Origin of the sequence: Xanthomonas albilineans, from assembly GCF_002939705.1 — a bacterium.
Classification (GTDB): domain Bacteria; phylum Pseudomonadota; class Gammaproteobacteria; order Xanthomonadales; family Xanthomonadaceae; genus Xanthomonas_A; species Xanthomonas_A albilineans.
Map to the genome: position 1 here is coordinate 1 of NZ_MDCB01000007.1, position 21,797 is coordinate 21,797.

Below are 21,797 nucleotides of genomic sequence, written 5' to 3' on the forward strand. Positions count from 1 at the left end.
CCGCTTCCACCGCCGCGTTGAGCGCCAGAATATTGGTCTGGAACGCGATGCCATCGATCACGCTGATGATGTCGGCGATCTTCTTCGAGGCCGTATCGATGCCGCTCATGGTCTGCACCACCTGATCGACCACCGCACCGCCCTGCGAGGCCACCGACGCGGCGCTGATAGCGAGCTGGTTGGCTTGGCGTGCATTCTCCGCGTTCTGTTTCACCGTGGAGGTCAGCTCTTCCATCGAGGCCGCCGTTTCTTCCAGGCTCGCCGCCTGCTGCTCGGTGCGCTGCGACAAGTCATCGTTACCCGTGGCGATTTCGCTGGCGGCGGCATTGATCGAACCGGCCGACTGCTTGATGCGCCCGACGATGCTGGCCAGTTGCTCGGCCGTGGCATTGGCATCGTCGCGCATCTGCGCGAACACACCATGGAACTCGCCACGCATGCGCGCGGTCAGATCGCCCGCCGCAATCGCCTGCAGCAACGCCGACAACGACTGCAGATTGCCATCGGCGGTGGACATCAGTTGATTGAGGCTCTCCACCATCACCCGGAAGTCGTACTGGAAGCGCTCGGCATCCCCCCGCGCGGCGAAGTCGCCATGCGCCGCCGAGTAAGCCAGTTGCTTGATCTGCCCGTTCATCGCCGACAGGTTTGTCTTCACTTCGTCCATGGTCTTGCTCAACACCGCTTCCTCGCCCGGCAGGCGATCCATGTCCTGACTCAGATCGCCGATCGCATAGCGCCCCATGATCTGCGCCAGCTTGGTCTTGACCGCCAGATGCGAGGACACCAGCGCATTGGTCTCGGCCGCCATCCGCCCGTAATCGCCGGGGAACGTCTGCGCATCGATACGGTGACTGACCTCGCCAGCATCGTGGCGCTTGGCCATTTCCAACTGCGCACCGATCAGGCTGCGTAATTGCTGCTGCATGCCATCCATCGCGATCAACAGCCGGCCGGTTTCGTCCTTGGCATCGGTCCGCACGTCGTTATCCAGCTTGCCCGATGCAATCGCCTCAGCGGCGCGGGTCGCGCGATTCAACGGCACAGTCAGGCTCCGCGTGATCAACCAGGCCAGCAGACTGCTGATCAGTACCACGAGAGCACCACCGGCAATGAGCAGGTTGCGCCCAAGGTCCATCGACACTTTCGCGGCCGCGTAAGCGGCGGCACCACGTTGACGTTGCCGATTCGCATACACATTGATCGCTTCCTGCCACTGCTTGGTCGCTGGATCCGCACGCGTCATCAGCACTTTAAGCGCCTCGGCGCTTTTATTGGCCAGACCCAGGTCCATCACCTGCTGATTGACCTCACGGGTGCTTGCGTAGGTGTCGTCGATCCGTTTGCGCATATCCGCCGCGACCTGTTCGGTCACCGGAATCGCGTAGAGCTTGTCGTGGATTTCAGTGTAGTAACGGCGCTGCTGTTCGATGACATCGGCGAATTGGCGATTCTCTTCATCGGTAGTGGGCAGCACGATGTTGCGCAGATTGATCGCGATCAGCGCACTGGCATTACGCATTTCGCTCATGTAATCGAGAATCTGCATTCTGCGATTGACGATGGTATCCATCATTCCACGTGCTTGACTCAACGTCATCAAGCCTGCCACGACGAGTGCGCAGGACAGCAGGATGAGAACACCGAAAGCCGAAGAAAGCCGCGTACCGACGTTATAACGTTGCAGGAACCGGATCATGAGGATGTTACCAACTAAAAAGAATGGCAGGAGTCCTGACAACGCTCGAAGATCGCGCAGCACATTGCCTGACTTACCGGCCAGGCAGGGTGGAGAGCGAAAACACGAACACGCCTCATGCCCACCGCATCGGCGGCATGCTGCGCTTGTCATCGTTGGCTGTAACGGCACATCCAGTCGCTTCTTTATGCGCAATCGAGCATATGTTTTGCCACCACTCACACAAATGAGGATGCATGTAAAGACTTGTGATTGAATTCACAATTAAATCAGAAAATTAAATTTCCATAGTGAATACCTATGGCATCGACTTGGAGTCGATGCCAGGTGATCGGCAAGCAACACGGGCCAGACCCAGTAATCGCGCACGCCATCGTGACTACGGAAAAACTGTCCCCATCCCAACGTTCGCCTCCCAGGAGGAAACAAGAAGATACATACCATGCTCAGAAGACGGGCAACGACAACTCAGGACACACCTTCGCGCACTTTGTGCCGCGTCCGTAATGCCGGCGACACCGACGAAAAAACGCGCAGAACTCAGATGACAAGCACATCGATGCCGTACCCGACGATGCCCATCGGGTAAGAGCCGCCAACAAAACTGCTGCCTCGCTCTCATGGCGGGAGCAGGGAGTGCTCGGAATCGTCATGCATCACCTTTACGGTGCGCCCCTCGCATGTGCCGTCTCCGCCCACCCAACAGCGACTCGCGACGTTTTTTAGCCAGTCCAAATGCGCACTATTCGTCTTTAGGGCAGAGTTACCGCGCTTGCGCGGTGGCGCAATGCTGCCTCAGACTCCGACCCAGCACAGGAGCCCCTCCCATCGACTCAGCTCACGCTGTCGACACGGTTGTCGCGACGGTCGGCATCAGGCAACACGTGGTCGGGATCGAGCGTCACATGCAGCACCTTCTGCGTGCTCGGCACGCGAATCTGCGGCTCGGTCTGTTGCAGCCAGGTTTCGACCGGCACGCGCTGATCCAGATGGCTGCCGTCGGCGAAATCGATGCGCAAGGTCGCCGGCATCACCAGCTTCTGCCGGCTGCGCAAGGTCACCAGCAAGCCCTTGGCCGGATCGTGATCGACATAGGTGGCAGCCTGCACGCCCATATCCAGTTGCCAGTTGTTGAAATACCAACCGCGCCACCACCAGGCCAGATCCTCGCCGGATTCGCTTTCCATCAGCCGGAAGAAATCCGACGGCGTCGGGTGCTTGTAGGCCCAGGTGGCAATGTACTTGCGAAATGCCGGATCAAAACGCGCCGGCCCCAGGATTTGTTCGCGCAGCAGCACCAGCCCCAGGGCGGCCTTGAAATAGATCAATGGATGGCGATAAGCCTCGCTGGTGGCATCGGCATGGGCGAATAACGTCGGTGCCTGCGCATCGGCCAGCAGCGGCAGGATCTCGTCCACCGGGTTACCGCCATTGGGCGCATATTCGCCGTCGCGCTTGGGCGCGTATTCGCCATGATTGAACGCGTCGGAAGCATAGACGTCGATGAAAGTGTTGAAACCTTCGTCCATGAACGCATGGCGACGCTCGTTGGAGCCGACGATCATCGGGAACCAGCCATGTCCCAGTTCATGTGCGGTGATCCAGAACAGTTGCTTGCCACCGTCGTGCATGTCCTCGAAGACGATGCCGGGATATTCCATGTCGGCGCCATGACCGCCGAGATTGACCGCAACCGGCCACGGATACGGATACCACTGCGAAAAATGTTCGATCGACGCCTTCACGAATTCGGTGGATCGGCCCCACTTGTCGGCACCCATCCCCTGCCGCGGGTACAACGACATCGCCAGCGCATGCCGACCCTGCGGCAGGTTGATGCGCGCGGCGTCCCAGACGAACGCCGGCGAGGCGGCAAACGCGACGTCGCGGGTGTGGTCCATATGGAAGCGCCAGGTCTGGGTACCGCTGGCGCTGGGTCGACTGGCCGGGTCGCCGACTTCGTCGACGCCGCGGATGGTCACGGTACGATCGCTGGCAGCGGCTTGCGCCAAGCGCCGGCGCTGCGTGGCAGTCAATACCTGCGTGGGATTCACCAGCTCGCCGGAGCCGGCAACCAGATAATTCCACGGCACCGTCACCGCGTAGTCGAAATCGCCGTATTCCAAGTAAAACTCCGCACCCAGGTAGGGTTGCGTGTCCCAGCCGCGCAGGTCGTCGTACACCGCCATGCGCGGATACCACTGTGCGATCTCGTACATGTCCCCGTCGCTCGTCGAGGTGACTGCGGTACGACCACCCCAGATGCCGGGCACGGTATAGGCATAGTCGATGTGGAGTTTGAGCGCCTTACCGCTACCGAGCGGTTGCGGCAAGTCCACGCGCATACGGGTGTCGTCGATCAGGAAGGTCGCCGGCACGCGCTTGCCGTCCTGTTCCAGTTCTACTCTGGCAATACGGTCGCCATCGGTGGTCGGTCGGTCGGCGCGCGCGGCATGCAGGCTGCGGGTACGCGCGTCGGCACGATAGAAGTTCTGGTCAAGCTGCAGCCAGAGCACATCCAGCGTATCCGGGCTGCGATTGCTGTAGGTGATGGTTTCCTGGCCTCGGAGCGTATGCGTGGCCGGGTCCAGCGTCGCTTGCAATGCGTAGTCGGCACGGTTCTGCCAATACAGTGGTCCAGGAACGCCGCCACCGCTGCGGTAGGCCGTGGCCGGCTGCGGCAATTGCAGCGGGGCGAACAGGGCGAGCGGATCGTAGGCGCTGGTCGGTGCCGGCGCTGGCGCCGCGGCACGGGCTGGGGCGAAGGCAAGGCAGGAAACACAAGCCGCGACGAAAGTCGCGCGGCGCAGAGCGTGATTCATGGGGGCGTCCGTGGGCAGGATCAGCATCCATGCTAAGCCGAATCGGCCCGAGACGGGTATGCCGGAAGGGCTGGTCGCAGCGACCGGCCGCGACCAGCACAACCCACGCCGCTCAGCCCAACAATGTCTCCAACACGGCCATACGCACCGCCACACCGTTGGCGACCTGGCGCAGCACGCACGATTGCGCGCCGTCGGCGACCTCGTCGGTGATCTCCACGCCGCGGTTGATCGGGCCCGGATGCAGCACAACAGCGTCCTTGGCCGCGCGACGCAGACGTTCGGCGTTGAGGCCGTACTGAGTGTGATACTGCTCCAGCGAGGCCACCAGGCCTTCCTCCATGCGTTCGCGCTGTAGACGCAGCATCATCACCGCGTCCACGCCCTCGATCATGGCGTCGAGGTCATCGCCGACCACGCAGCCATCCAGGGTGTCGTCGTCCGGCAGCAGCGCACGCGGGCCGCACACGCGCACCTCGCCGGCACCCAGAGTGCGTAGGGCATGCAAGTCAGAGCGCGCCACTCGCGAGTGTTTGACGTCGCCGACGATGATCAACTTGAGCTTGGAGAAATCGCCGCCCTTGGCATGGCGCAGGGTCAGCATGTCGAGCAGGCCCTGGGTCGGATGCGCACTGAGGCCATCGCCGGCGTTGATCAGCGCAGTCCCCTCGCCCGCCGCTTCGGCAAGCCGCGCGACTGCGCCGTCCTCCGGATGGCGCACGATGAAGCCGCGCACGCCCATGGCTTCCAGATTTTTCAACGTGTCGCGCGCGGTCTCGCCCTTGCGCGTTGACGAGGTGGAGGCATCGAAGTTCAGCACGTCCGCGCCCAGCCGCTGCGCGGCCAGTTGAAACGAACTACGGGTGCGCGTGGACGGCTCGAAGAACAGCGTACACACCGCGCTCCCGGCCAGCACGCTGCGCTTGCCGACCCGTCCCACCGCTGCGTCGCGGATCTGACCGGCGCGGTCCAGCAGTTGCAACAGGGTCGCACGCGGCAGTCCTTCCAACGTGAGCAAGTGACGCAGGCGTCCATGAAAATCGAGTTGCGGATGGGTCATGGCGAATCCGGGCAAACATCAGGGAAGGGAAATCGCGTCGTCGGGCGCGGCCAACCAACGCTCGACGATCACGGCGGCCGCCAGCGCGTCCAGCGCGTCGCCGTCGCGGCGACGCTTGCGACCGGCGGCGCGGTCCACGGCGAAACGCTGGGCCGCTTCGACCGAACTGGAACGTTCGTCGACCAGCACCACCGGCAGGCGATAGCGCGCACCGAGTTCGCGGGCAAAGGCATGGGCGCGCTTGCGGTTGGGTTGATCGGCACCGTCGAGGGTGAGCGGGTCGCCGACCACCAACCCGTGCGGGCGCCATTGGGCATGCAGGCGGTCCAACGCAGGCCAATCCGGCCCTTGCGCATGCACGTCGATCACCGCCAGTGCGCGTGCGCCGCTGCCGAAACGGCTGCCGACCGCCACGCCGATACGGCGATGGCCGACATCAAAACCTAGCACGGTCCCATCGTGGCGGAGCGTCGCGGCCCCATCGGTGCCGGAGGCGGGCGTGACAGCCTCAGGCATGCCCGCTGTAGTCGGTAAGGCGGAACAGATCCACGCCGATGCGCCCGGCCGCGCTCTGCCAACGCCGCTCCAACGGCAGCGCGAACAGCAATTCGGCATCGGCCGGCGCGGTCAGCCAACTGTTCTCGCCCAGTTCGTACTCGAGTTGGCCGGCCCCCCAGCCCGCGCAGCCCAGCGCGACCACCGCATTACGCGGCCCCTCGCCACGCGCCATCGCTTCGAGCACGTCGCGCGAGGTGGTGAGGTACAGGCCCTCGGCAAATGCCAGGCTCGAATCCCAGGGGTGCTCGCCATCGTGAATCACGAAGCCGCGTTCCGGATGCACCGGCCCGCCATTGAGTACCACCTGCTCGCGCAACGCCGCATCGATGGTCGCGATGCCCATCTGGGCCAGCACTTCGCCCAGTGTGTATTCGGAAGCGCGGTTGACCACCACGCCCATCGCGCCGTTCTCGTCGTGCTGACAGATCAGCGCCACGCTGCGCGCGAAGTTCGGATCGGACAGCGCCGGCAGCGCGATCAGCAGTTGGTTGGCAAGGGGCGTGGGCAAAGCGGACATGCGCCCATTCTATCGTCCCTGCCATGCGCGCTGCCATAATCGGCTGATCGCAATGTGCTGCAATGCCAACGGCCGTTATGCCGTCAATTGCCAGATCCACGCCAATGCCAATGACGCCGCTGGCTGACACGACGTAGCCAACGTATCGTTCCTCCCACAGCGCGGCGAACACGCGGTTGCACTCCACATGGCCCTGCGTGTCGGCAAGCTGGAACTGGCCCGGCAACGCTGGCCCGCTCTGCGAATGCAGGGAGTACATCGCGCCGAGGTGCGCCCCGCGCACGACGATCAAGACGATTAACGGATACTTCCCGCATGAGCAGCTATTGCGACATCGCCCCCGGCCATCCCTTGCATGGTCCCTATCACGACGACGAATACGGTGTTCCGCAGCGTGCCGACACCGTCCTGTTCGAACGGCTTGTCCTGGAGATCAATCAAGCCGGGCTGAGCTGGGAATTGATGTTAAAAAAGCGCGAAGGCTTTCGCGCCGCCTACGCCGGGTTCGACGTGGATACGGTCGCGGCCTACGGCGAGGCCGATGTAGTGCGCCTGCTCGCCGATCCCGACATCATCCGCAACCGTCTCAAGGTGCAAGCGGCGATCCACAACGCACGAGTGATCCAGGGCCTACGCGCCGCTCATGGCAGCTTCGCCGCCTGGCTGGATGCACAGCATCCGCGCAGCAAACCCGAGTGGGTCGCACTATTCAAGCGCACGTTCCGCTTCACTGGCGGCGAAATCACCGGCGAATTCCTGATGAGCCTGGGCTATCTGCCAGGCGCGCACCGGGCCGACTGTCCCGCATACGCGCGCATCGCACGATTGAATCCGCCATGGATGCGCGATGGCTGACGCCCCCCCGGGCAGCAGATGCAAGCTGCGACCAGACTCAGCGCACTTCGGCGATCTCGACCCCGTCCAAGCCCTGCGCCAGGGTTCTGGCGTCGCCGCCCTGGGCCAACTTGATGCGCAAGCGCACTTCGTTCTGCGAATCGGCGTGACGCAGCGCGTCCTCGTAGCTGATCTCGCCAGCCTGATACAACTCGAACAAGCTCTGATCGAAGGTTCGCATGCCCAGATTGATGGACTCCTTCATCACGTCCTTGAGCTTGTGGATCTCGCCTTCGCGGATGTAATCCTGGATCAACGGAGTCCCGAGCATGATTTCCATCGCCACCCGACGGCTCTTGCCATCCGGAGTCGGGATCAATTGCTGGGCGACCACGCCCCGCAGGTTCAGCGATAGTTCCATCAACAATTGACTGCGACGGTCTTCAGGGAAGAAGTTGATGACGCGATCCATCGCCTGGTTGGCGTTGTTGGCATGCAAAGTACACAGCACCAGGTGGCCGGTTTCGGCGAAGGAAATGGCGTGGTCCATGCCCTCGCGGGTGCGCACCTCGCCGATCATGATCACGTCCGGCGCCTGACGCAGGGTATTTTTCAATGCGTTTTCCCAGCTGTCGGTGTCGATCCCGACCTCGCGCTGGGTGATGATGCAGCCCTCGTGCTTGTGCACGAACTCAATCGGATCTTCGATGGTGATGATGTGTCCGGTGGAGTTCTGGTTGCGATAACCGATCATCGCCGCCAGTGAGGTCGATTTACCGGCCCCGGTCGCACCAACGAAGATGATGATGCCGCGCTTGGTCATCGCCAGGGTCTTAATCACCGGCGGCAAGCTCAGTTCGTCCACGCTGGGGATGCGCGTTTCGATCCGGCGCAGCACCATGCCGACCTGGTTACGCTGGTAGAAGCAACTGACGCGGAAGCGGCCAACCCCGGACACGCCGATGGCGAAATTGCACTCGTGGGTCTTCTCGAACTCCTCGCGCTGCCCCGGCGTCATCACGTTCAACACCATGTCGCGGCTCTGCTGCGGGGTCAGCGGCGTCTGCGTGATCGGGCTGATCTTGCCGTGCACCTTGATCGCCGGCGGCATGCCCGAGGTGATGAACAGATCCGACGCTTTTTGGTGCGCCATCAGTTTCAGGAACGAGGTGAAGTCGGTGGTACTCATGCTGTGGCTCCGGGACTCGGACTCAGGACGCGAACAGCACACGCGGCTGATCCCGATCCTGTCCGGCCCATCTGATGGAATATCAAATTACGTTAGACCGGGTGAACGCTTCTGTGGTTCGATCTCATTCGAAGATCCGCTTGTCCTTGGCGTACTCGCGCGCTTGGTTGCGGGTGATCAGACTACGCTTGACCAGGTCTTGCAGATGCTGATCCAAGGTCTGCATGCCGCTCTGCTGGCCAGTCTGGATCGCCGAGTACATCTGCGCCACCTTGTCCTCGCGGATCAGGTTACGAATCGCCGGGGTGCCGACCATGATTTCCCAGGCGGCGGCGCGGCCGCCGCCGACCTTCTTCAGCAGCGCCTGGGAAATCACCGCACGCAGCGATTCGGACAGCATCGAACGCACCATCGGCTTTTCGCCAGCGGGAAAGACGTCGATGATGCGATCGATGGTCTTGGCCGCTGAACTGGTATGCAACGTGCCGAACACCAGATGGCCGGTTTCGGCGGCGGTCAGCGCCAGACGGATGGTCTCCAGGTCGCGCAACTCGCCGACTAGAATGATATCGGGATCTTCGCGCAAGGCCGAACGCAGCGCTTCGTTGAACCCAAGAGTATCGCGGTGCACCTCGCGCTGATTGATCAGGCACTTCTGCGAGGTGTGCACGAATTCGATCGGGTCCTCGACGGTGAGGATGTGGCCGTATTCGTTCTTGTTGATGTAATCGATCATGCCCGCCAGGGTGGTCGACTTGCCCGAACCGGTCGGCCCGGTCACCAGGATCAGCCCCTGCGGCTGGTCGATCAATTGGCGAAAGATCGGCGGGCAGCCCAGGTCTTCCAGGGTCAGCACTTCCGAAGGAATGGTACGAAACACCGCACCAGCACCACGGTTCTGGTTGAACGCATTAACGCGAAAGCGCGCCAGACTGGGGATCTCGAACGAAAAGTCGACCTCGAGGAATTCCTCGTAATCGCGGCGTTGCCGGTCGGACATGATGTCGTAGACCAACGCATGGACTTGCTTGTGGTCCAGCGCCGGGATGTTGATGCGGCGCACGTCGCCGTCGACCCGGATCATCGGCGGCAAACCCGCGGACAGGTGCAGGTCGGACGCCTTGTTCTTGACCGAAAACGCCAATAGTTCCGCAATATCCATACGCTGCTTTCCCCCTTGGGCTGCGACTGGAAGGATGATTCCCCGACCGGCAGTATAGCGCCCTTCCCTTTACAGGAATCGCCAGCCTTGAGCCACCTCACGCTGCAACAAATCCGCCTGGATATGGAGCGCGCCGCCGACGCCGCAGGGCGTCCGCCGGCGCAGCTGCTCGCGGTGTCCAAGACCCAGACGGCGGCGGCGGTCGCAGCGCTGGCCGCACAAGGGCAACGCGCGTTCGGCGAGAACTACGTGCAGGAGGCAGCGGACAAGGTCGCCGCGTTGGCGGAGGCGGGCCTGGAGTGGCACCTGATCGGCCACCTGCAATCGAACAAAGCCGAACTGGCGGCCACCCTGTTCGACTGGGTACAGAGCGTGGACCGGCCCAAATTGATCGCCCCACTGGCCAAGGGACGGCCCAGCACGCGGGGACCGCTGAATGTGTTGATCCAGGTCAACATCGACGACGAGGCCAGTAAACACGGCTGTCACCCCGATCAGATAGAGCCCCTGGCCATCGCCATCGCCGCGCAGCCGGCATTGGCCCTGCGTGGGCTGATGGCCATTCCCGCGCCATGGCCCGAAGCAGAACGCCGCGAAGCCGCCTTCATCCGTATGCGCACGCTGTTCGAACACCTGCGTGACGCCTACCCGCGGGTAGACACGCTGTCGATGGGCATGAGCGGCGACTTCGCCCAGGCGATCGCCGCGGGCGCAACCCTGGTCCGTATCGGCACCGCACTGTTCGGTGCACGCGGGGATGCCTCGCCGCGTGCATAGCCACTGAATTGTCTCCCTGCAATCCCGATTCAGTGATGTTCAAAATGCATTACAGAATCATTTACAAATTCATTGAGAGATTTGAACTTTATCGATGAAGTCAAAGACTGACCCAAAGACAGCGGCAAGAGATGGCTTGCGAAGTCAGGATCCACTAGACAAATCACAGTATTGACAGAGATGTTCGGTTTCGATCGACACTGGCGGCGGGTCCTCCGCCACCCATCTCGCCGAATGCGCTCGGCCCCACAACTGAGGTCCAAAGATGGAAGCATCCATCAAATTGTTGTTTGGCTCCTGCTTGATCGTCCTGCTGCATCTGTCCGCCGCGATCGCCGCACCCGCAGCGACATCGACAAGGGAGGCTGACGAGGCACAGATGACACCCGACGAAGTCCGGGCGCACGCGGACTGGCGCGACACCATGGCACATCAGCCCACGCCGGCAAAAGGCTGCTTCCACGCCAACTACCCCAGCACCACTTGGCAAGCCGATACCTGCACAACCCGACCTCCTCGCGGGTACTCCAATCCGCACCCGCGCAACACCCGCATGCACGCCATCCAAGCCGTCGGCGACAGCGACGACTACGTGCTCAGCTCCGATACGCTCATCAGCCAGACCGTCGGCAGCTTCCCCAAGGTCAGCGGCGTCACCTCCGAACGCGGCATCGGCGGCAACGGCAGCGGCCAGGGCCTCGGTCCCAACGAATACGCGTTGCAGATCAATTCAAACTTCGATGCCACCACCAGCGCATGCGCAGACCGATCAGACTGCACAGTGTGGCAACAGTTCATCTACAACAACGGCGGTTCCCAGGAGCAGAGCGCACTATTCATGCAGTACTGGCTGCAAAACTACGGCTCCGACTGCCCCAGTGGCTGGATCAGCGACGGCGATGTCAGTTGCTATCGCAACAGCGACGCCCTCATTTTACCCAACGTACCAGCCACCCAACTGGCCAACCTCAAGCTGACCGGCTCGGCGACCGCCAACGGCATGGATACCGTGACCCTCACCAACGGCAGCACTGCCCACAGCGTCAGCGCCAGTGACAACGCGCTCGAGATCGCCACGGTATGGACGGATTCGGAATTCAACGTGTTCGGCAATTCGAATTCATCGCGAGCGAATTTCAACCGGGGTTCGTCGATCACGGTGAAGGTGGCCGTGCTCAATGGCGACACCGCCGCCCCGACCTGCGCCGCGGGCGGCACCACCGCCGAGACCAACAACCTGTATCTGGGCGATTGCTACGCCTCCGGCGGCAAGATGCCCTCGATCACGTTCACCGAGGCGAACTGACCCTTCCGCGCCGGCGCGGCAAACCGTCGCCGGCGCATTACACAGCAGCACAGCAGCACAGCAGACAGATAAGGCCGCACTGACCACGCAATCGCCGCACGGCACAGCCGCTACCATGGTGTTCCTTCTCGCGACCACGGTACTGTGCGATGTCTTCCGCTACCCAAACCTCACGCATGGCCGACATTGCCTTCGTCGGCGGCGGCAACATGACGCGCAGCCTGATCGCCGGGCTGATCCGCCAAGGCGTCGATCCGCAGCGCATCCGTGTCGCCGAACCGGTCGCCGCGTTGCGCGAAGCGCTGATCGCGGACTACGGCGTCCAGGCAGTCGACACCGCCGCCGCCGCCGCCGACGGCGCAGGCGTGTGGATCTTCGCGGTCAAACCGCAGGTGCTGCGCAGCGTCTGCACCGCACTGGCCACGCTGGCTTTGGCGCAGCAGCCTCTGTTGGTGTCGATCGCCGCCGGCATTACCACCGACCAACTCGACCGCTGGCTGGGCGGCGGGCACGCCCTGATCCGGGCGATGCCGAACACGCCCGCCCTGCTCGGCGCCGGCGTCAGCGGTCTGTTCGCCAATGCCCGCACCAGCGTTCCCCAGCGCACACACGCCGAGCAGCTCCTGGCTGCGGCCGGAGTCACCGTGTGGGTCAAGGACGAGGCATTGATCGACGCGGTCACCGCGGTGTCCGGCAGCGGCCCGGCCTACGTATTTCTGCTTGCCGAAGCGATGGAGGCCGCCGGCATCGCGCAAGGCTTGCCCTCCGACACCGCGCGAACACTGGTCCAACAGACTCTGCTCGGCGCTGCACGCATGCTCACCGAATCCGGCGAAGCGCCGAGCGCATTACGGCAGCGGGTGACCTCGCCCAATGGCACCACCCAGGCTGCGATCGAGACCTTTCAAGCCGGTGGCTTCGAGGCGCTAACCGCCGCCGCGATCGCCGCAGCGGCCGCGCGCGGTCGCGCCCTGTCGGCCGCCAACGACTGAACCGGAGCCGACACGGCGCTGCCGCTCGCCAAGCGCATACAGGGTTTCAGGATTTCGGGACATCATCGGCCGGACAGACGATTCCAATCCGGCCCCATGCCAGGCTCCATCAGGCGACATGCGGAACTACTCCACGCGCACGGTCTCGGCGAACACGACACACGCAAGCCGGCTGCACAACCGCAGCATGGACCAAGAACGTCCGCTCACGGGAACAGCATGCGTTTACTCCAGTGACCGGCGAGATCAGCCTCGTAGCGCCAGCGCTCATGCAAACGGTACTTGGCGCCGTACCAGAACTCGAAACTGCGCGGCACCACGCGAAATCCGCCCCAGCCTTCCGGGCGCGGCACCTCACGCCCCTCGAAGCTGGCCTCGGCCTTGGCCACACGCTCCTCGAACTCTTCGCGCGAGTGCAGCGTGCGCGATTGCGGCGAGGCCCAGGCACCGATCTGGCTCATGCGCGGGCGCGAAGCAAAATACGCATCGGCCTCGGCGGCGGCGACAAGCTGCACCTCGCCATCGATGCGCACCTGCACGCCGTCTTCGCGCATGCGTCGCCACAGGAACAACAACGATGCCTGCGGATTGGCCTGCAACTCGCGTCCCTTCTGGCTATCGAGGTGGCTATAGAACACAAAACCGCGCGCGTCGTAGGCCTTCAGCAGCACCACCCGCGAGGATGGACGCGCCTCCAGCGTCGCCGAGGACACCACCATGGCGTTGTATTCGGCCTCGTCGCTGATGCGCGCCTCGGCGAATAGGTCGGCGAAGGTGGACAAGGCTTCCTGGTAGAGATCGGGCATGGCGACAAGCACTCGGCGGACGAAGCGACATTGTCGCCCCAAGCGCTGGCCGACGCACGCGCACGCACCGCAGCGATGCGGCAACGCGCGAGGCGAGGCGGGTCTCTGCTAGCATCGGCGGATGAATCCCGCCCCCAATTTGGTGCTGGTCGGCCCGATGGGCGCCGGCAAGAGTGTCATCGGCCGCCGCCTGGCCGAGCGCTTCGGTCTGATCTTCGTCGACAGCGACCAAGCCATCGTCGAACGCACCGGCGCCAGCATCCCCGCACTGTTCGAGCAAAACGGCGAAGCCGGCTTCCGCGAACACGAGCGCGCCTTCCTGCAAAGCGTGCTGGACACGCCCGGCCACCTTATTTCCACCGGCGGCGGCTCCGTACTCAACGCCGACAGCCGCCGCGAGATGCGCGAACACGGCTTCGTGGTGTACTTGCGTGTCGGCGTCGGCGAGCAGGTGCAGCGCCTGCAGCGCGACCGCAACCGCCCGCTGTTGCAAGACGGCGACCGCGAGCAGGTGCTGCGCGACCTGCAAGCGATGCGCGAGCCGCTGTACCGCGAGGTCGCCGATCTGATCATGGACACCGACCACCTCACTCCCGCCGAGGCCACCGCACAACTAGTCGTGCGCCTGATCGCGTCGTGGAAACTTCCGGAACACACTGCATGACCGCCGCATCGCGCACGGTCGAGGTCGCTGGCGACCCGGCCTACACCATCCGCATCGGGCCGGGACTGCTCGACAACGGCACCTGCCTAGCCGCACACGTGCGTGGCCACCATGTGCTACTGCTCAGCGACAGCCACGTCGCGCCGCTGTATGCGCAGCAGGTCCGTGAGGCATTGCTGGCCGCGCGCCCGGAGCTGCAGATCGGTGCGTTCGTGATCGCCGCCGGCGAGGCATCCAAGACCCTGGACAGTTTCAGTGGGGCGATCGCCGCCCTGGCCGAACTCGGCGCCACCCGCGACGCCTGCGTGCTGGCCCTGGGCGGTGGTGTGGTCGGCGACCTGGCCGGCTTCGCCGCCGCGTGCTGGATGCGTGGAGTGGACTGCGTGCAGTTGCCGACCACGCTGCTGGCGATGGTCGATTCCTCAGTCGGCGGCAAGACCGCGGTGGACATCCCGCAAGGCAAGAACCTCGTCGGCGCATTCCATCCGCCGCGCGCCGTCCTGGCCGACACCACCACACTGCGCACCCTGCCGCCACGGGAATTGCGCGCCGGATTGGCCGAGGTGATCAAGTACGGCGCCATCGGCGACCCGTTGTTCTTCGAATGGCTGCACGCCGAACGCCACGCGCTGCTGGCGGCAGAACCTGCCGCACTGGCCCAGGCGATCGCGCGCAGTTGCGAACACAAGGCCGACATCGTCGCCCGCGATCCGCTGGAAAAAGGCGAGCGCGCCCTGCTCAACCTCGGCCACACCTTCGGCCACGCCATCGAGACCGAGCAGGGCTACGGCGCACCGGACAACAGCAATCTCAACCACGGCGAAGCGATCGCGGTGGGCATGGTGCTGGCCGCCGAGCTATCGGCACGACTGGGCCTGGCCTCGGCACAGGACGCCGCGCGGCTGCGCGCACAGCTTGTCGATTTCGGCCTGCCCACTGCACTGCCAAGCGGACTGGCACCGCAGGCCTTGCTGGCACGCATGCGCCTGGACAAGAAGAACCTGGCCGGTCGCCTGCGCCTGGTGCTGTGGCGTGGCATCGGCCACGCCGAAATCGTCCCCGACGTGGACGAAGCCGAGGTGCTGGCGGTGCTGTCCACTGGCTGAGCGGCAACACCCCACGACACTCACGCATTGGCGTCTGCCTCGGTGTCTGGCGCAATGCAGCGGCGCGCATTGCCCCGCAGACAAACGCCTGGGCGACTCAGTTCTGGACGGTCTCCAGCGTCGCATCGCCGCCCAGGGTTCGATACAGCGTCACCAAATTGGTCGCCTTGACCAGCTCCGTCGCGACCAGGCCGCGCTGTGCCGAATAGTAACTGCGCTGCGCATCGAGATTGGACAGGAACGGCTCGACACCGCCGCGATAACGCTGATCGCTGAATTGATAGTTGCTGGCGGAATCGGACACGAGATTTTGTTGCGCAAGCAACTGCGCATCGATGGTGCCGCGTCTGGCCAGCGCATCGGACACTTCGCTGAAGGCGATTTGAAGGGTCTTTTCGTATGTTGCCAATGCGGCATCGCGCTGTGCCTGGGTGTATTTCACATTGGCGCGCGCCGCACCGGCATCGAAAATGGCAGCGCTCGCGCTGGCCCCCACCGTCCTGTTGAATGCAGCGTGCGTGAACAGGTCCGACAGTGCCGTACTGCTCAACCCCAGCATGCCGGTCAGGGTGATGCGGGGGAACAACGCTGCGCGAGCGGCGCCGATCTGGGCATTGACCGCGCGCAATGCGTACTCCGCCTCCACCACATCAGGCCGGCGCAGCAGAATGCTCGAATCCAGTCCAGCCGGAAGTTCGCCGATGGTCGGCGTCGCTTCCTGGATCGAGCCCGGCAAAAGTTCGGGATCGACCGGGCCGCCCACCAGCAGACGCAGCGCATTGACGTCCTGGGCCATCGCGGTGGTCTGCTCGGCCAGGTCCGATTGCGCCGTATGCAGCACCTGGTTGGCCTGATAAAGATCCGAATGCGGCGCAATTCCGCCCTCGAACCGCTGCCGGGTCAGCGCAACGCTCATGCTCGCGCTTTGCACAGTTTCCTGCGCAATTTTCAGCAGGCTCCTGTCGCTGGCGTAGGTCAGCCACGCCGTGGCGATGTCACCGACCAGCGTCAGGCGCGTGGCGCGCGCGGCAGCCTCTTGTTCCAGGTAACGCTGTTGCGCGGCAGTGGTCAACGAACGGACCCGTCCGAACAGATCGATCTCGAACGCGGTGATGCCGACACCGAGGCTGTATTCGCGGGTATCGCCTTGCGATGGCGCGACCGCCGCCGTTGCGCCCGACGCGTTTGCCGTGGCCGGCGCCGCTGCAGCACCTTTGCCTCGATAAGAACGCACGCCGCTCGCTGTTCCACTTAGCTTAGGCAACAATTCGGCGCGCTGGATGCGGTATTGCGCACGCGCCTGGGCGATGTTGGCGATCGCAATCCGCAAATCCCGGTTATTGTCCAATGCTTGCGCAATCAGACGCTGCAGCCGGGGATCGCGAAACATCTGCCGATACGTGAGCGAAGGCAGCGCCGCTTCGTTCCGCACCAGGTAGGCGTCGCCTGCCGGCCACGATGGCGGTATCGGCGGTGCAGGACGTACATAGTCAGGCGCCAGGCTACAGGCCGACAGCAGGCACACCGCAATGAGGGCGACACAACGCATCAGGCCGACCCTGCCATCGATGGAAAATGCGGCGGCGTGGTCCCGCCGCGACGCGCGCGGCGGCGCAGCATCCATTCCGCCATCGCGATATGGAACGCCGGGGTCAGATAGAGCGTCAACGCCTGCGAAAAAAGCAGACCGCCCACCACGGCGATGCCGAGCGGGCGGCGCGCTTCCGCGCCCGCACCGAAGCCCAGCGCGATCGGCAACGACCCAAGGACTGCCGCGAGGGTCGTCATCATGATCGGACGGAACCGCACCTTCGCCGCTTCGATCATCGCCGCACGTGGGCTTTTCCATTGTTCTTCGCCAGAACGCTCCAATTCCAGCGCGTAATCCACCATCATAATGCCGTTCTTCTTGACTAGGCCGACTAGCAGGATGAGACCGACGAAGCTGAAAAGATTCAATTCCTGCCTGAAAAGTACCAACATGAAAATGGCGCCGAATCCGGCGAGCGGCAGCGATGTCAGGATCGTGATCGGGTGCAATGCATCCTCGTAAAGAATCGCAAGCACGCCGTAGATGAGCAGCACGGTGATGAGCAGCAGCATCGGCAGGGTCTTCAACGAATTTTCGAACGCCTGCGCCGAGCCGGCGAACTGGCCACTGATGGCGCGTGCATCGCCCTTGCCGAGCGTCTGCGCCATCAGGCTGCCAATTGCGGCAGCGGCATCGCCCAACGCGACACCGGGCGCCAGATTCATCGAGAGCGTCACCGCCGGCAAACCGGCGTAGTGGTTGATCGCCACGGGACCGACGCCCATGCGCACGTCCGCCACCGCGCGAAGCGGCACCATCGGGCCGCCTGCCGCGGTCAACACCGCGCTGGTGCCCGAACTGCTGTTGGAAGTCTGCGTGCCGATCGCCGTGATGCCCGGGTTCTGGTTGCCATTGAACGACAGGGCATCCAGCGCGTTGAGATCGGCCTGTGCCGATGGCGCGACCTGCAGCAGCACCTCGTACTGGTCGGTGTCACCATAGATGGTACTGATCTTGCGTCCGCCGTAGGCGCTCTGCAGCGTGTCCTGCACACCGGCAGCGGTGACGCCCAGCGACGCGGCCTGCTCGCGATGCAGGATGACATCGATTTCGGGATTCTTGATCTGCAGGTCGCTTTTCGGATCCTGGACCTCGTGAAGACGTTGGATGCGTTGCAGGATCACGTCCGACTGGGCGTACAACGCCTTCTGGTCGGTGGACTGCAACACGTATTGCAAGGATCCGTTCGACGCCGTCGGCCCCATGTCGATGGCGGGCGGATTGCGCATATTGAGCGTGATACCCTCGATCTTGGCCACCTGCGTGCGGACCGCCTGGATCACATCGTCCGCCGTGCCCTTGCGTTCGGAGAGCGGCTTGAGCCCGATCAGTAAGCGTCCGCTGTTGTTGAGCGTGCCGTTGGAACCGATCACCGATTCGACATTGGCGACGTTCGGGTCGGCTTGAATGATCTTGACCACCGCGTTCTGCTTGGCAACGAAATCGGCGAAGGCAGTTCCTTCCGGCACGCGGGTCTCGCCATCGATCTTTCCCGAATCGACCTGGGGAATGAAGCCCTTATCGACGATGGCGTAGACGCCTGCCGTCCCCAACAACGTCGCGATGCCGATCGCGAACATCAAGCCGATATGGCACGTCGCCCACTCGAGGGAGCGTGCGTAACCCCGCTCGGATGCGTCGACCAGCCGGTCGAAGCGTTCGAACACCCAGCCCGAACTCTTCTTCGGATCGAGCCAGCGACTGGCCAACATCGGCGTGAGCGTCAGCGAGATGATCCCCGAAAGAATGACCGCAATCGCGATCACCATGCCGAACTCGGAGAACAGCCGTCCGACCAAGCCGCCCATGAACACGATCGGCAAGAACACCGCCGACAGGGAAAGCGTCATCGACAACACCGTGAAACCGATTTCCTTCGAGGCCTTCATCGCCGCCTCCATCCGGCTAGCACCCTGTTCGGCATGGCGGACGATATTCTCGATCACGACAATCGCATCGTCGACGACGAAGCCGACCGACAGCGTCAGCGCCAGCATCGAAATGTTGTCGAGGCTATAGTGCAACAGGCGCATCACCGCAAAGGTGCCGATCAACGATGTCGGCAGCGCCAGGGCGACGATCAGCGTCGCGATCCAGCTCCTGAGAAAGAGCAGGATCACGATGATCACCAGCACCAGCGATCCGATCAGCGTCCATTCCACGTCCTCCACCGACGCACCGATGTAATCGCCACGGTCGTAGAGCACGTCGAGTTCGGCATCACCGGGCAGTTGCGCGCGGATTCCGGGCAGCGCCGCCTGGATGCCTTTCGTCACCGACAACGTATTGGCGCCCGGCTGGCGATGGATGTTGATTTCGATCGCACGCTGGCCGTTGAGAGACGCCGCGGTCTGCAGGTTTTCGACACTGTCTTCGGCATGTCCGACATCCTGGAAACGCACCGGCGCACCGTCCGCGTAGGTCAATACCAGTTTGTCGAAATCGGCCGCCGTCTTGAGCTGCCCATCGGCCTTGACGGTGTAGGAACGGGCACGGCCCATCAGCGTCCCTGCCGGCGCGTTGCTGTTGCCCGCCTGCACGGCGGAGACGATCTGGTCGAATCCCAGATGCCGCGCGGCGAGCAGGTGCGGATTGACGAACAGACGCACGGCATACTTCTGCGCGCCGTTGACGTCGATTTGACCGGCGCCCGGTACCGAGGCCAAGCGCAACGCGACACGGTCCTTGGCGAATTGGTTGAGCAGTGGCAGCGCGATTGTCTTCGAGCGCAGGATCAGATGCATGATCGGCGCGGCGCTGGGATCCTCCTTCTGGATCTGCGCCGGATTGATTTCACGCGGCAGCAGCCCGGCCGCCTGCGAGACCGCATTCTGCACATCCTGCGCCGCCGCATCGACATTCCGGCTCAACGAAAATTGCAGGACGATCCGCGTGGCGCCGACGCTGCTCGTCGAACTCATCGTATCCAGCCCCTGGAGGCCACTGAACTGACGTTCCAGCGGTGTCGCCACGGCCGCTGCCATCGTCTCCGGATTGGCACCCGGAAGCGACATGTTGACGGTGATCGTGGGAAAACTGACATCGGGCAGTTCGCTCACCGGCAGTGCAAAGAACGCCATGCCACCTGCCAGCACGAGCGCGATCATCACGACCGATGTCATCACCGCGCGACGGATGAAGACGGCCGATAGATTCACGCATGCCGTCCCGTCGCCACCGCATCCTGCCTGGTGCGTTGGTTGCTCGATTGCACGGCGGTGCCATCGCGCAATTCGTTCGGCACGGTCAGGATGACGGTATCGCCCGTGCGCAAGCCCTTGGCGATCACCGCCTGTCCATCGATCAACCGGGCCACGCTCAGCGGACGCGAGACCGCACGCCCGTTGACCACGCAGTAGATATACGCACCGTGTTGCCCCTGCTGCAACGCGCCCTCGGGAACGGACAGGACCTGCGGATCTTCCGCAAGGATCACCCGAACGGTGACGAACTGGCCTGGCCAGAGCGTCCCGCCGGCATTGGCGAAACGCGCTCGGAGTGCCAGCGTCCCGCTACTGGTGTCGAATGCATTATCGAGAAAATACAACTGACCACGGTCGAGCAGTTTGCCACTCACCGAATCCAACGCCTGGACAGGCAATCCGATGCCATCGCGCCCTGCGCGTGCCGCGCGCACGGCATCAACTTGCACGTGCGCAAGCGCGAAGCTCGCCTCGATCGGCGCGTTCACATTGATGGTGACCAAGGCAGTCGTCGCGCCATTGGACACGAGATTGCCCGGCTTGACCGCGATGGCGCCCGCCCGCCCGTCGATGGGAGCGCGAATCTGGGTATAGGCCAGCAATAGCTGGGTCTGCTCGACCTGGGCCTGATCGGAAGCGACGGTTGCACGCAAGGACCGCAACGTGTCGGCTGCGGTGACGTAGGTCTTCGGATCGACCGCTCCAGTCTTGGAAAGCTTGCTGTAACGCGCTTCCGTATCAGCGGCATCGGCGGCGAGCGCTTGATCGCGCGCAAGGGTGGCGCGCGCCTGGGCAAGTGCCGCGCGCAACGGCCGGGGGTCAATCGTAAAGAGCAGTTGTCCCTTGTGGACTTGCTCGCCATCATGGATCAGCACCGATTGCAGGACACCATCGGTCTGCGGCCGGACGGCGACGGTGTGCGGCGAAATGATCGTACCCGAGGTTTCGATGATGTCAGGCACCCTATGCGGTGCGACCGTCATCGTCTCCACGCGCAATGGCGCAGGAGCCGACGTCGGCTGGCGGCGATGCACGACCCAGTACCAAAGGCCGACAATCACCAGCAGGCACAACGCCATCAGCCCCGCAACGATCCCGCCCCGCCCCACACCGCGATCGGCACGTATTTTAGGCACGCACGCTGTCTCCCCGAGCCTTGGCGTGCATCGCCACACCGGCATCGTCGTTGGCGGCGCGATTCAAGGCACCAAGTCCCGCACTGAGATCGCCGTTTTGCTCGGAATAAAGATGCATTACTCTGGCTTGCATGCTGGCCGGGTCCGCAATGGTAGTGAATGGCGATGCGTGACAGCATAGGTTCCGGCATTGTGTGCGAACGGGGCGGCAATGCCAATCCCGGCGACGTCACAACGACGACGAAGGCAAGACGACCGGGCACGACACCTCGGCGAACGCCTGCTGGCCCGTCTGCCGCGAGCATCGGGTGGCATGCCAAGGCCTAAAATCGGGTTTTCACCAACATCCGGCCATCGTGCCGCATCGCATCGCCG

The 21,797-nt window shown here is 63.5% G+C and carries 17 protein-coding genes; 6 read left to right on the plus strand and 11 right to left on the minus strand.

The features are described from left to right. From XalbCFBP2523_RS07945 to XalbCFBP2523_RS07965, 5 genes are all read right to left on the minus strand, one after another. A partial coding sequence (locus XalbCFBP2523_RS07945; RefSeq protein ID WP_104629935.1) for a methyl-accepting chemotaxis protein occupies positions 1-1,699 on the minus strand: 1,699 nt, incomplete at its 3' end. Positions 1,700-2,532: 833 nt separating this feature from the next. Continuing rightward, on the minus strand, positions 2,533-4,521 hold the full coding sequence (locus XalbCFBP2523_RS07950; RefSeq protein WP_045757347.1) for a M1 family metallopeptidase: 1,989 nt from the start codon (positions 4,519-4,521) through the stop codon (positions 2,533-2,535). A gap of 112 nt (positions 4,522-4,633) precedes the next feature. Beyond that, positions 4,634-5,581, minus strand: a complete 948-nt coding sequence (locus XalbCFBP2523_RS07955) for an aspartate carbamoyltransferase catalytic subunit (RefSeq protein WP_012916638.1) — start codon at positions 5,579-5,581, stop codon at positions 4,634-4,636. Positions 5,582-5,599: 18 nt separating this feature from the next. Beyond that, entirely contained in the window at positions 5,600-6,097 is a 498-nt protein-coding gene (gene ruvX, locus XalbCFBP2523_RS07960; protein ID WP_045766035.1) for a Holliday junction resolvase RuvX, read from the minus strand. After that, the gene (locus tag XalbCFBP2523_RS07965; protein WP_012916640.1) at positions 6,090-6,656 is read right to left on the minus strand and encodes a YqgE/AlgH family protein; all 567 of its coding nucleotides are present in this window, start codon (positions 6,654-6,656) and stop codon (positions 6,090-6,092) included. The genes ruvX and XalbCFBP2523_RS07965 overlap by 8 nt, the downstream gene beginning before the upstream one ends. Positions 6,657-6,971: 315 nt before the next feature. On the opposite strand from XalbCFBP2523_RS07965, the gene XalbCFBP2523_RS07970 reads away from it, so the two are divergent. After that, a complete protein-coding gene (locus XalbCFBP2523_RS07970; protein ID WP_045766036.1) occupies positions 6,972-7,511 on the plus strand; it encodes a DNA-3-methyladenine glycosylase I in 540 nt (179 codons plus the stop codon). Between the two features lie 37 nt (positions 7,512-7,548). Here XalbCFBP2523_RS07970 and XalbCFBP2523_RS07975 read toward each other — a convergent pair whose 3' ends face one another. Together XalbCFBP2523_RS07975 and XalbCFBP2523_RS07980 are read right to left on the minus strand one after the other, a co-directional pair. After that, complete coding sequence (locus tag XalbCFBP2523_RS07975) at positions 7,549-8,679, minus strand: PilT/PilU family type 4a pilus ATPase (RefSeq protein WP_012916642.1); 1,131 nt, start codon at positions 8,677-8,679, stop codon at positions 7,549-7,551. A gap of 124 nt (positions 8,680-8,803) precedes the next feature. Continuing rightward, positions 8,804-9,841 (minus strand): type IV pilus twitching motility protein PilT, encoded by a 1,038-nt coding sequence (locus XalbCFBP2523_RS07980; RefSeq protein ID WP_012916643.1) that lies wholly within the window; start codon positions 9,839-9,841, stop codon positions 8,804-8,806. An 87-nt stretch (positions 9,842-9,928) separates the two neighbouring features. On the opposite strand from XalbCFBP2523_RS07980, the gene XalbCFBP2523_RS07985 reads away from it, so the two are divergent. The 3 genes from XalbCFBP2523_RS07985 (at position 9,929) to proC (ending at position 12,916) form a co-directional block, all read left to right on the plus strand. Further along, complete coding sequence (locus tag XalbCFBP2523_RS07985) at positions 9,929-10,618, plus strand: YggS family pyridoxal phosphate-dependent enzyme (protein ID WP_012916644.1); 690 nt, start codon at positions 9,929-9,931, stop codon at positions 10,616-10,618. 265 nt (positions 10,619-10,883) lie between these two features. Continuing rightward, positions 10,884-11,924 (plus strand): hypothetical protein, encoded by a 1,041-nt coding sequence (locus XalbCFBP2523_RS07990; RefSeq protein ID WP_249027719.1) that lies wholly within the window; start codon positions 10,884-10,886, stop codon positions 11,922-11,924. A 149-nt stretch (positions 11,925-12,073) separates the two neighbouring features. Next, a complete protein-coding gene (gene proC / locus XalbCFBP2523_RS07995) occupies positions 12,074-12,916 on the plus strand; it encodes a pyrroline-5-carboxylate reductase (protein WP_045766037.1) in 843 nt (280 codons plus the stop codon). A 206-nt stretch (positions 12,917-13,122) separates the two neighbouring features. Here proC and pdxH read toward each other — a convergent pair whose 3' ends face one another. Next, complete coding sequence (gene pdxH, locus XalbCFBP2523_RS08000; RefSeq protein ID WP_045766038.1) at positions 13,123-13,722, minus strand: pyridoxamine 5'-phosphate oxidase; 600 nt, start codon at positions 13,720-13,722, stop codon at positions 13,123-13,125. A gap of 121 nt (positions 13,723-13,843) precedes the next feature. On the opposite strand from pdxH, the gene XalbCFBP2523_RS08005 reads away from it, so the two are divergent. Further along, positions 13,844-14,386, plus strand: coding sequence for a shikimate kinase (locus tag XalbCFBP2523_RS08005; protein WP_045766039.1), 543 nt, complete (start codon positions 13,844-13,846; stop codon positions 14,384-14,386). Beyond that, the gene (aroB, locus tag XalbCFBP2523_RS08010) at positions 14,383-15,492 is read left to right on the plus strand and encodes a 3-dehydroquinate synthase (RefSeq protein WP_012916649.1); all 1,110 of its coding nucleotides are present in this window, start codon (positions 14,383-14,385) and stop codon (positions 15,490-15,492) included. The genes XalbCFBP2523_RS08005 and aroB overlap by 4 nt, the downstream gene beginning before the upstream one ends. Positions 15,493-15,589: 97 nt before the next feature. On the opposite strand, the gene XalbCFBP2523_RS08015 is transcribed toward aroB, so the two are convergent. The 3 genes from XalbCFBP2523_RS08015 to XalbCFBP2523_RS08025 are packed head-to-tail and all read right to left on the minus strand — an operon-like array spanning position 15,590 to position 21,422. Further along, positions 15,590-17,041 (minus strand): efflux transporter outer membrane subunit, encoded by a 1,452-nt coding sequence (locus XalbCFBP2523_RS08015; protein WP_104629939.1) that lies wholly within the window; start codon positions 17,039-17,041, stop codon positions 15,590-15,592. Further along, positions 17,041-20,241 (minus strand): efflux RND transporter permease subunit, encoded by a 3,201-nt coding sequence (locus XalbCFBP2523_RS08020; protein WP_045766040.1) that lies wholly within the window; start codon positions 20,239-20,241, stop codon positions 17,041-17,043. The genes XalbCFBP2523_RS08015 and XalbCFBP2523_RS08020 overlap by 1 nt, the downstream gene beginning before the upstream one ends. Then, positions 20,238-21,422, minus strand: a complete 1,185-nt coding sequence (locus tag XalbCFBP2523_RS08025; protein WP_230597174.1) for an efflux RND transporter periplasmic adaptor subunit — start codon at positions 21,420-21,422, stop codon at positions 20,238-20,240. Before XalbCFBP2523_RS08025 ends, XalbCFBP2523_RS08020 begins: the two co-directional genes overlap by 4 nt. Positions 21,423-21,797 lie beyond the last annotated feature (375 nt).

Excerpts from the sequence above, each read along its gene's own strand:
- pdxH (WP_045766038.1), bottom strand. The coding sequence starts at position 13,722 with ATGCCCGATCTCTACCAGGAAGCCTTGTCCACCTTCGCCGACCTATTC.
- XalbCFBP2523_RS07990 (WP_249027719.1), top strand. The coding sequence starts at position 10,884 with ATGGAAGCATCCATCAAATTGTTGTTTGGCTCCTGCTTGATCGTCCTG.
- XalbCFBP2523_RS07950 (WP_045757347.1), bottom strand. The coding sequence starts at position 4,521 with ATGAATCACGCTCTGCGCCGCGCGACTTTCGTCGCGGCTTGTGTTTCC.
- proC (WP_045766037.1), top strand. The coding sequence starts at position 12,074 with ATGTCTTCCGCTACCCAAACCTCACGCATGGCCGACATTGCCTTCGTC.
- XalbCFBP2523_RS07955 (WP_012916638.1), bottom strand. The coding sequence starts at position 5,581 with ATGACCCATCCGCAACTCGATTTTCATGGACGCCTGCGTCACTTGCTC.
- XalbCFBP2523_RS07970 (WP_045766036.1), top strand. The coding sequence starts at position 6,972 with ATGAGCAGCTATTGCGACATCGCCCCCGGCCATCCCTTGCATGGTCCC.
- aroB (WP_012916649.1), top strand. The coding sequence starts at position 14,383 with ATGACCGCCGCATCGCGCACGGTCGAGGTCGCTGGCGACCCGGCCTAC.
- XalbCFBP2523_RS08005 (WP_045766039.1), top strand. The coding sequence starts at position 13,844 with ATGAATCCCGCCCCCAATTTGGTGCTGGTCGGCCCGATGGGCGCCGGC.
- XalbCFBP2523_RS07965 (WP_012916640.1), bottom strand. The coding sequence starts at position 6,656 with ATGTCCGCTTTGCCCACGCCCCTTGCCAACCAACTGCTGATCGCGCTG.
- XalbCFBP2523_RS07975 (WP_012916642.1), bottom strand. The coding sequence starts at position 8,679 with ATGAGTACCACCGACTTCACCTCGTTCCTGAAACTGATGGCGCACCAA.
- XalbCFBP2523_RS08015 (WP_104629939.1), bottom strand. The coding sequence starts at position 17,041 with ATGCGTTGTGTCGCCCTCATTGCGGTGTGCCTGCTGTCGGCCTGTAGC.
- ruvX (WP_045766035.1), bottom strand. The coding sequence starts at position 6,097 with ATGCCTGAGGCTGTCACGCCCGCCTCCGGCACCGATGGGGCCGCGACG.
- XalbCFBP2523_RS07980 (WP_012916643.1), bottom strand. The coding sequence starts at position 9,841 with ATGGATATTGCGGAACTATTGGCGTTTTCGGTCAAGAACAAGGCGTCC.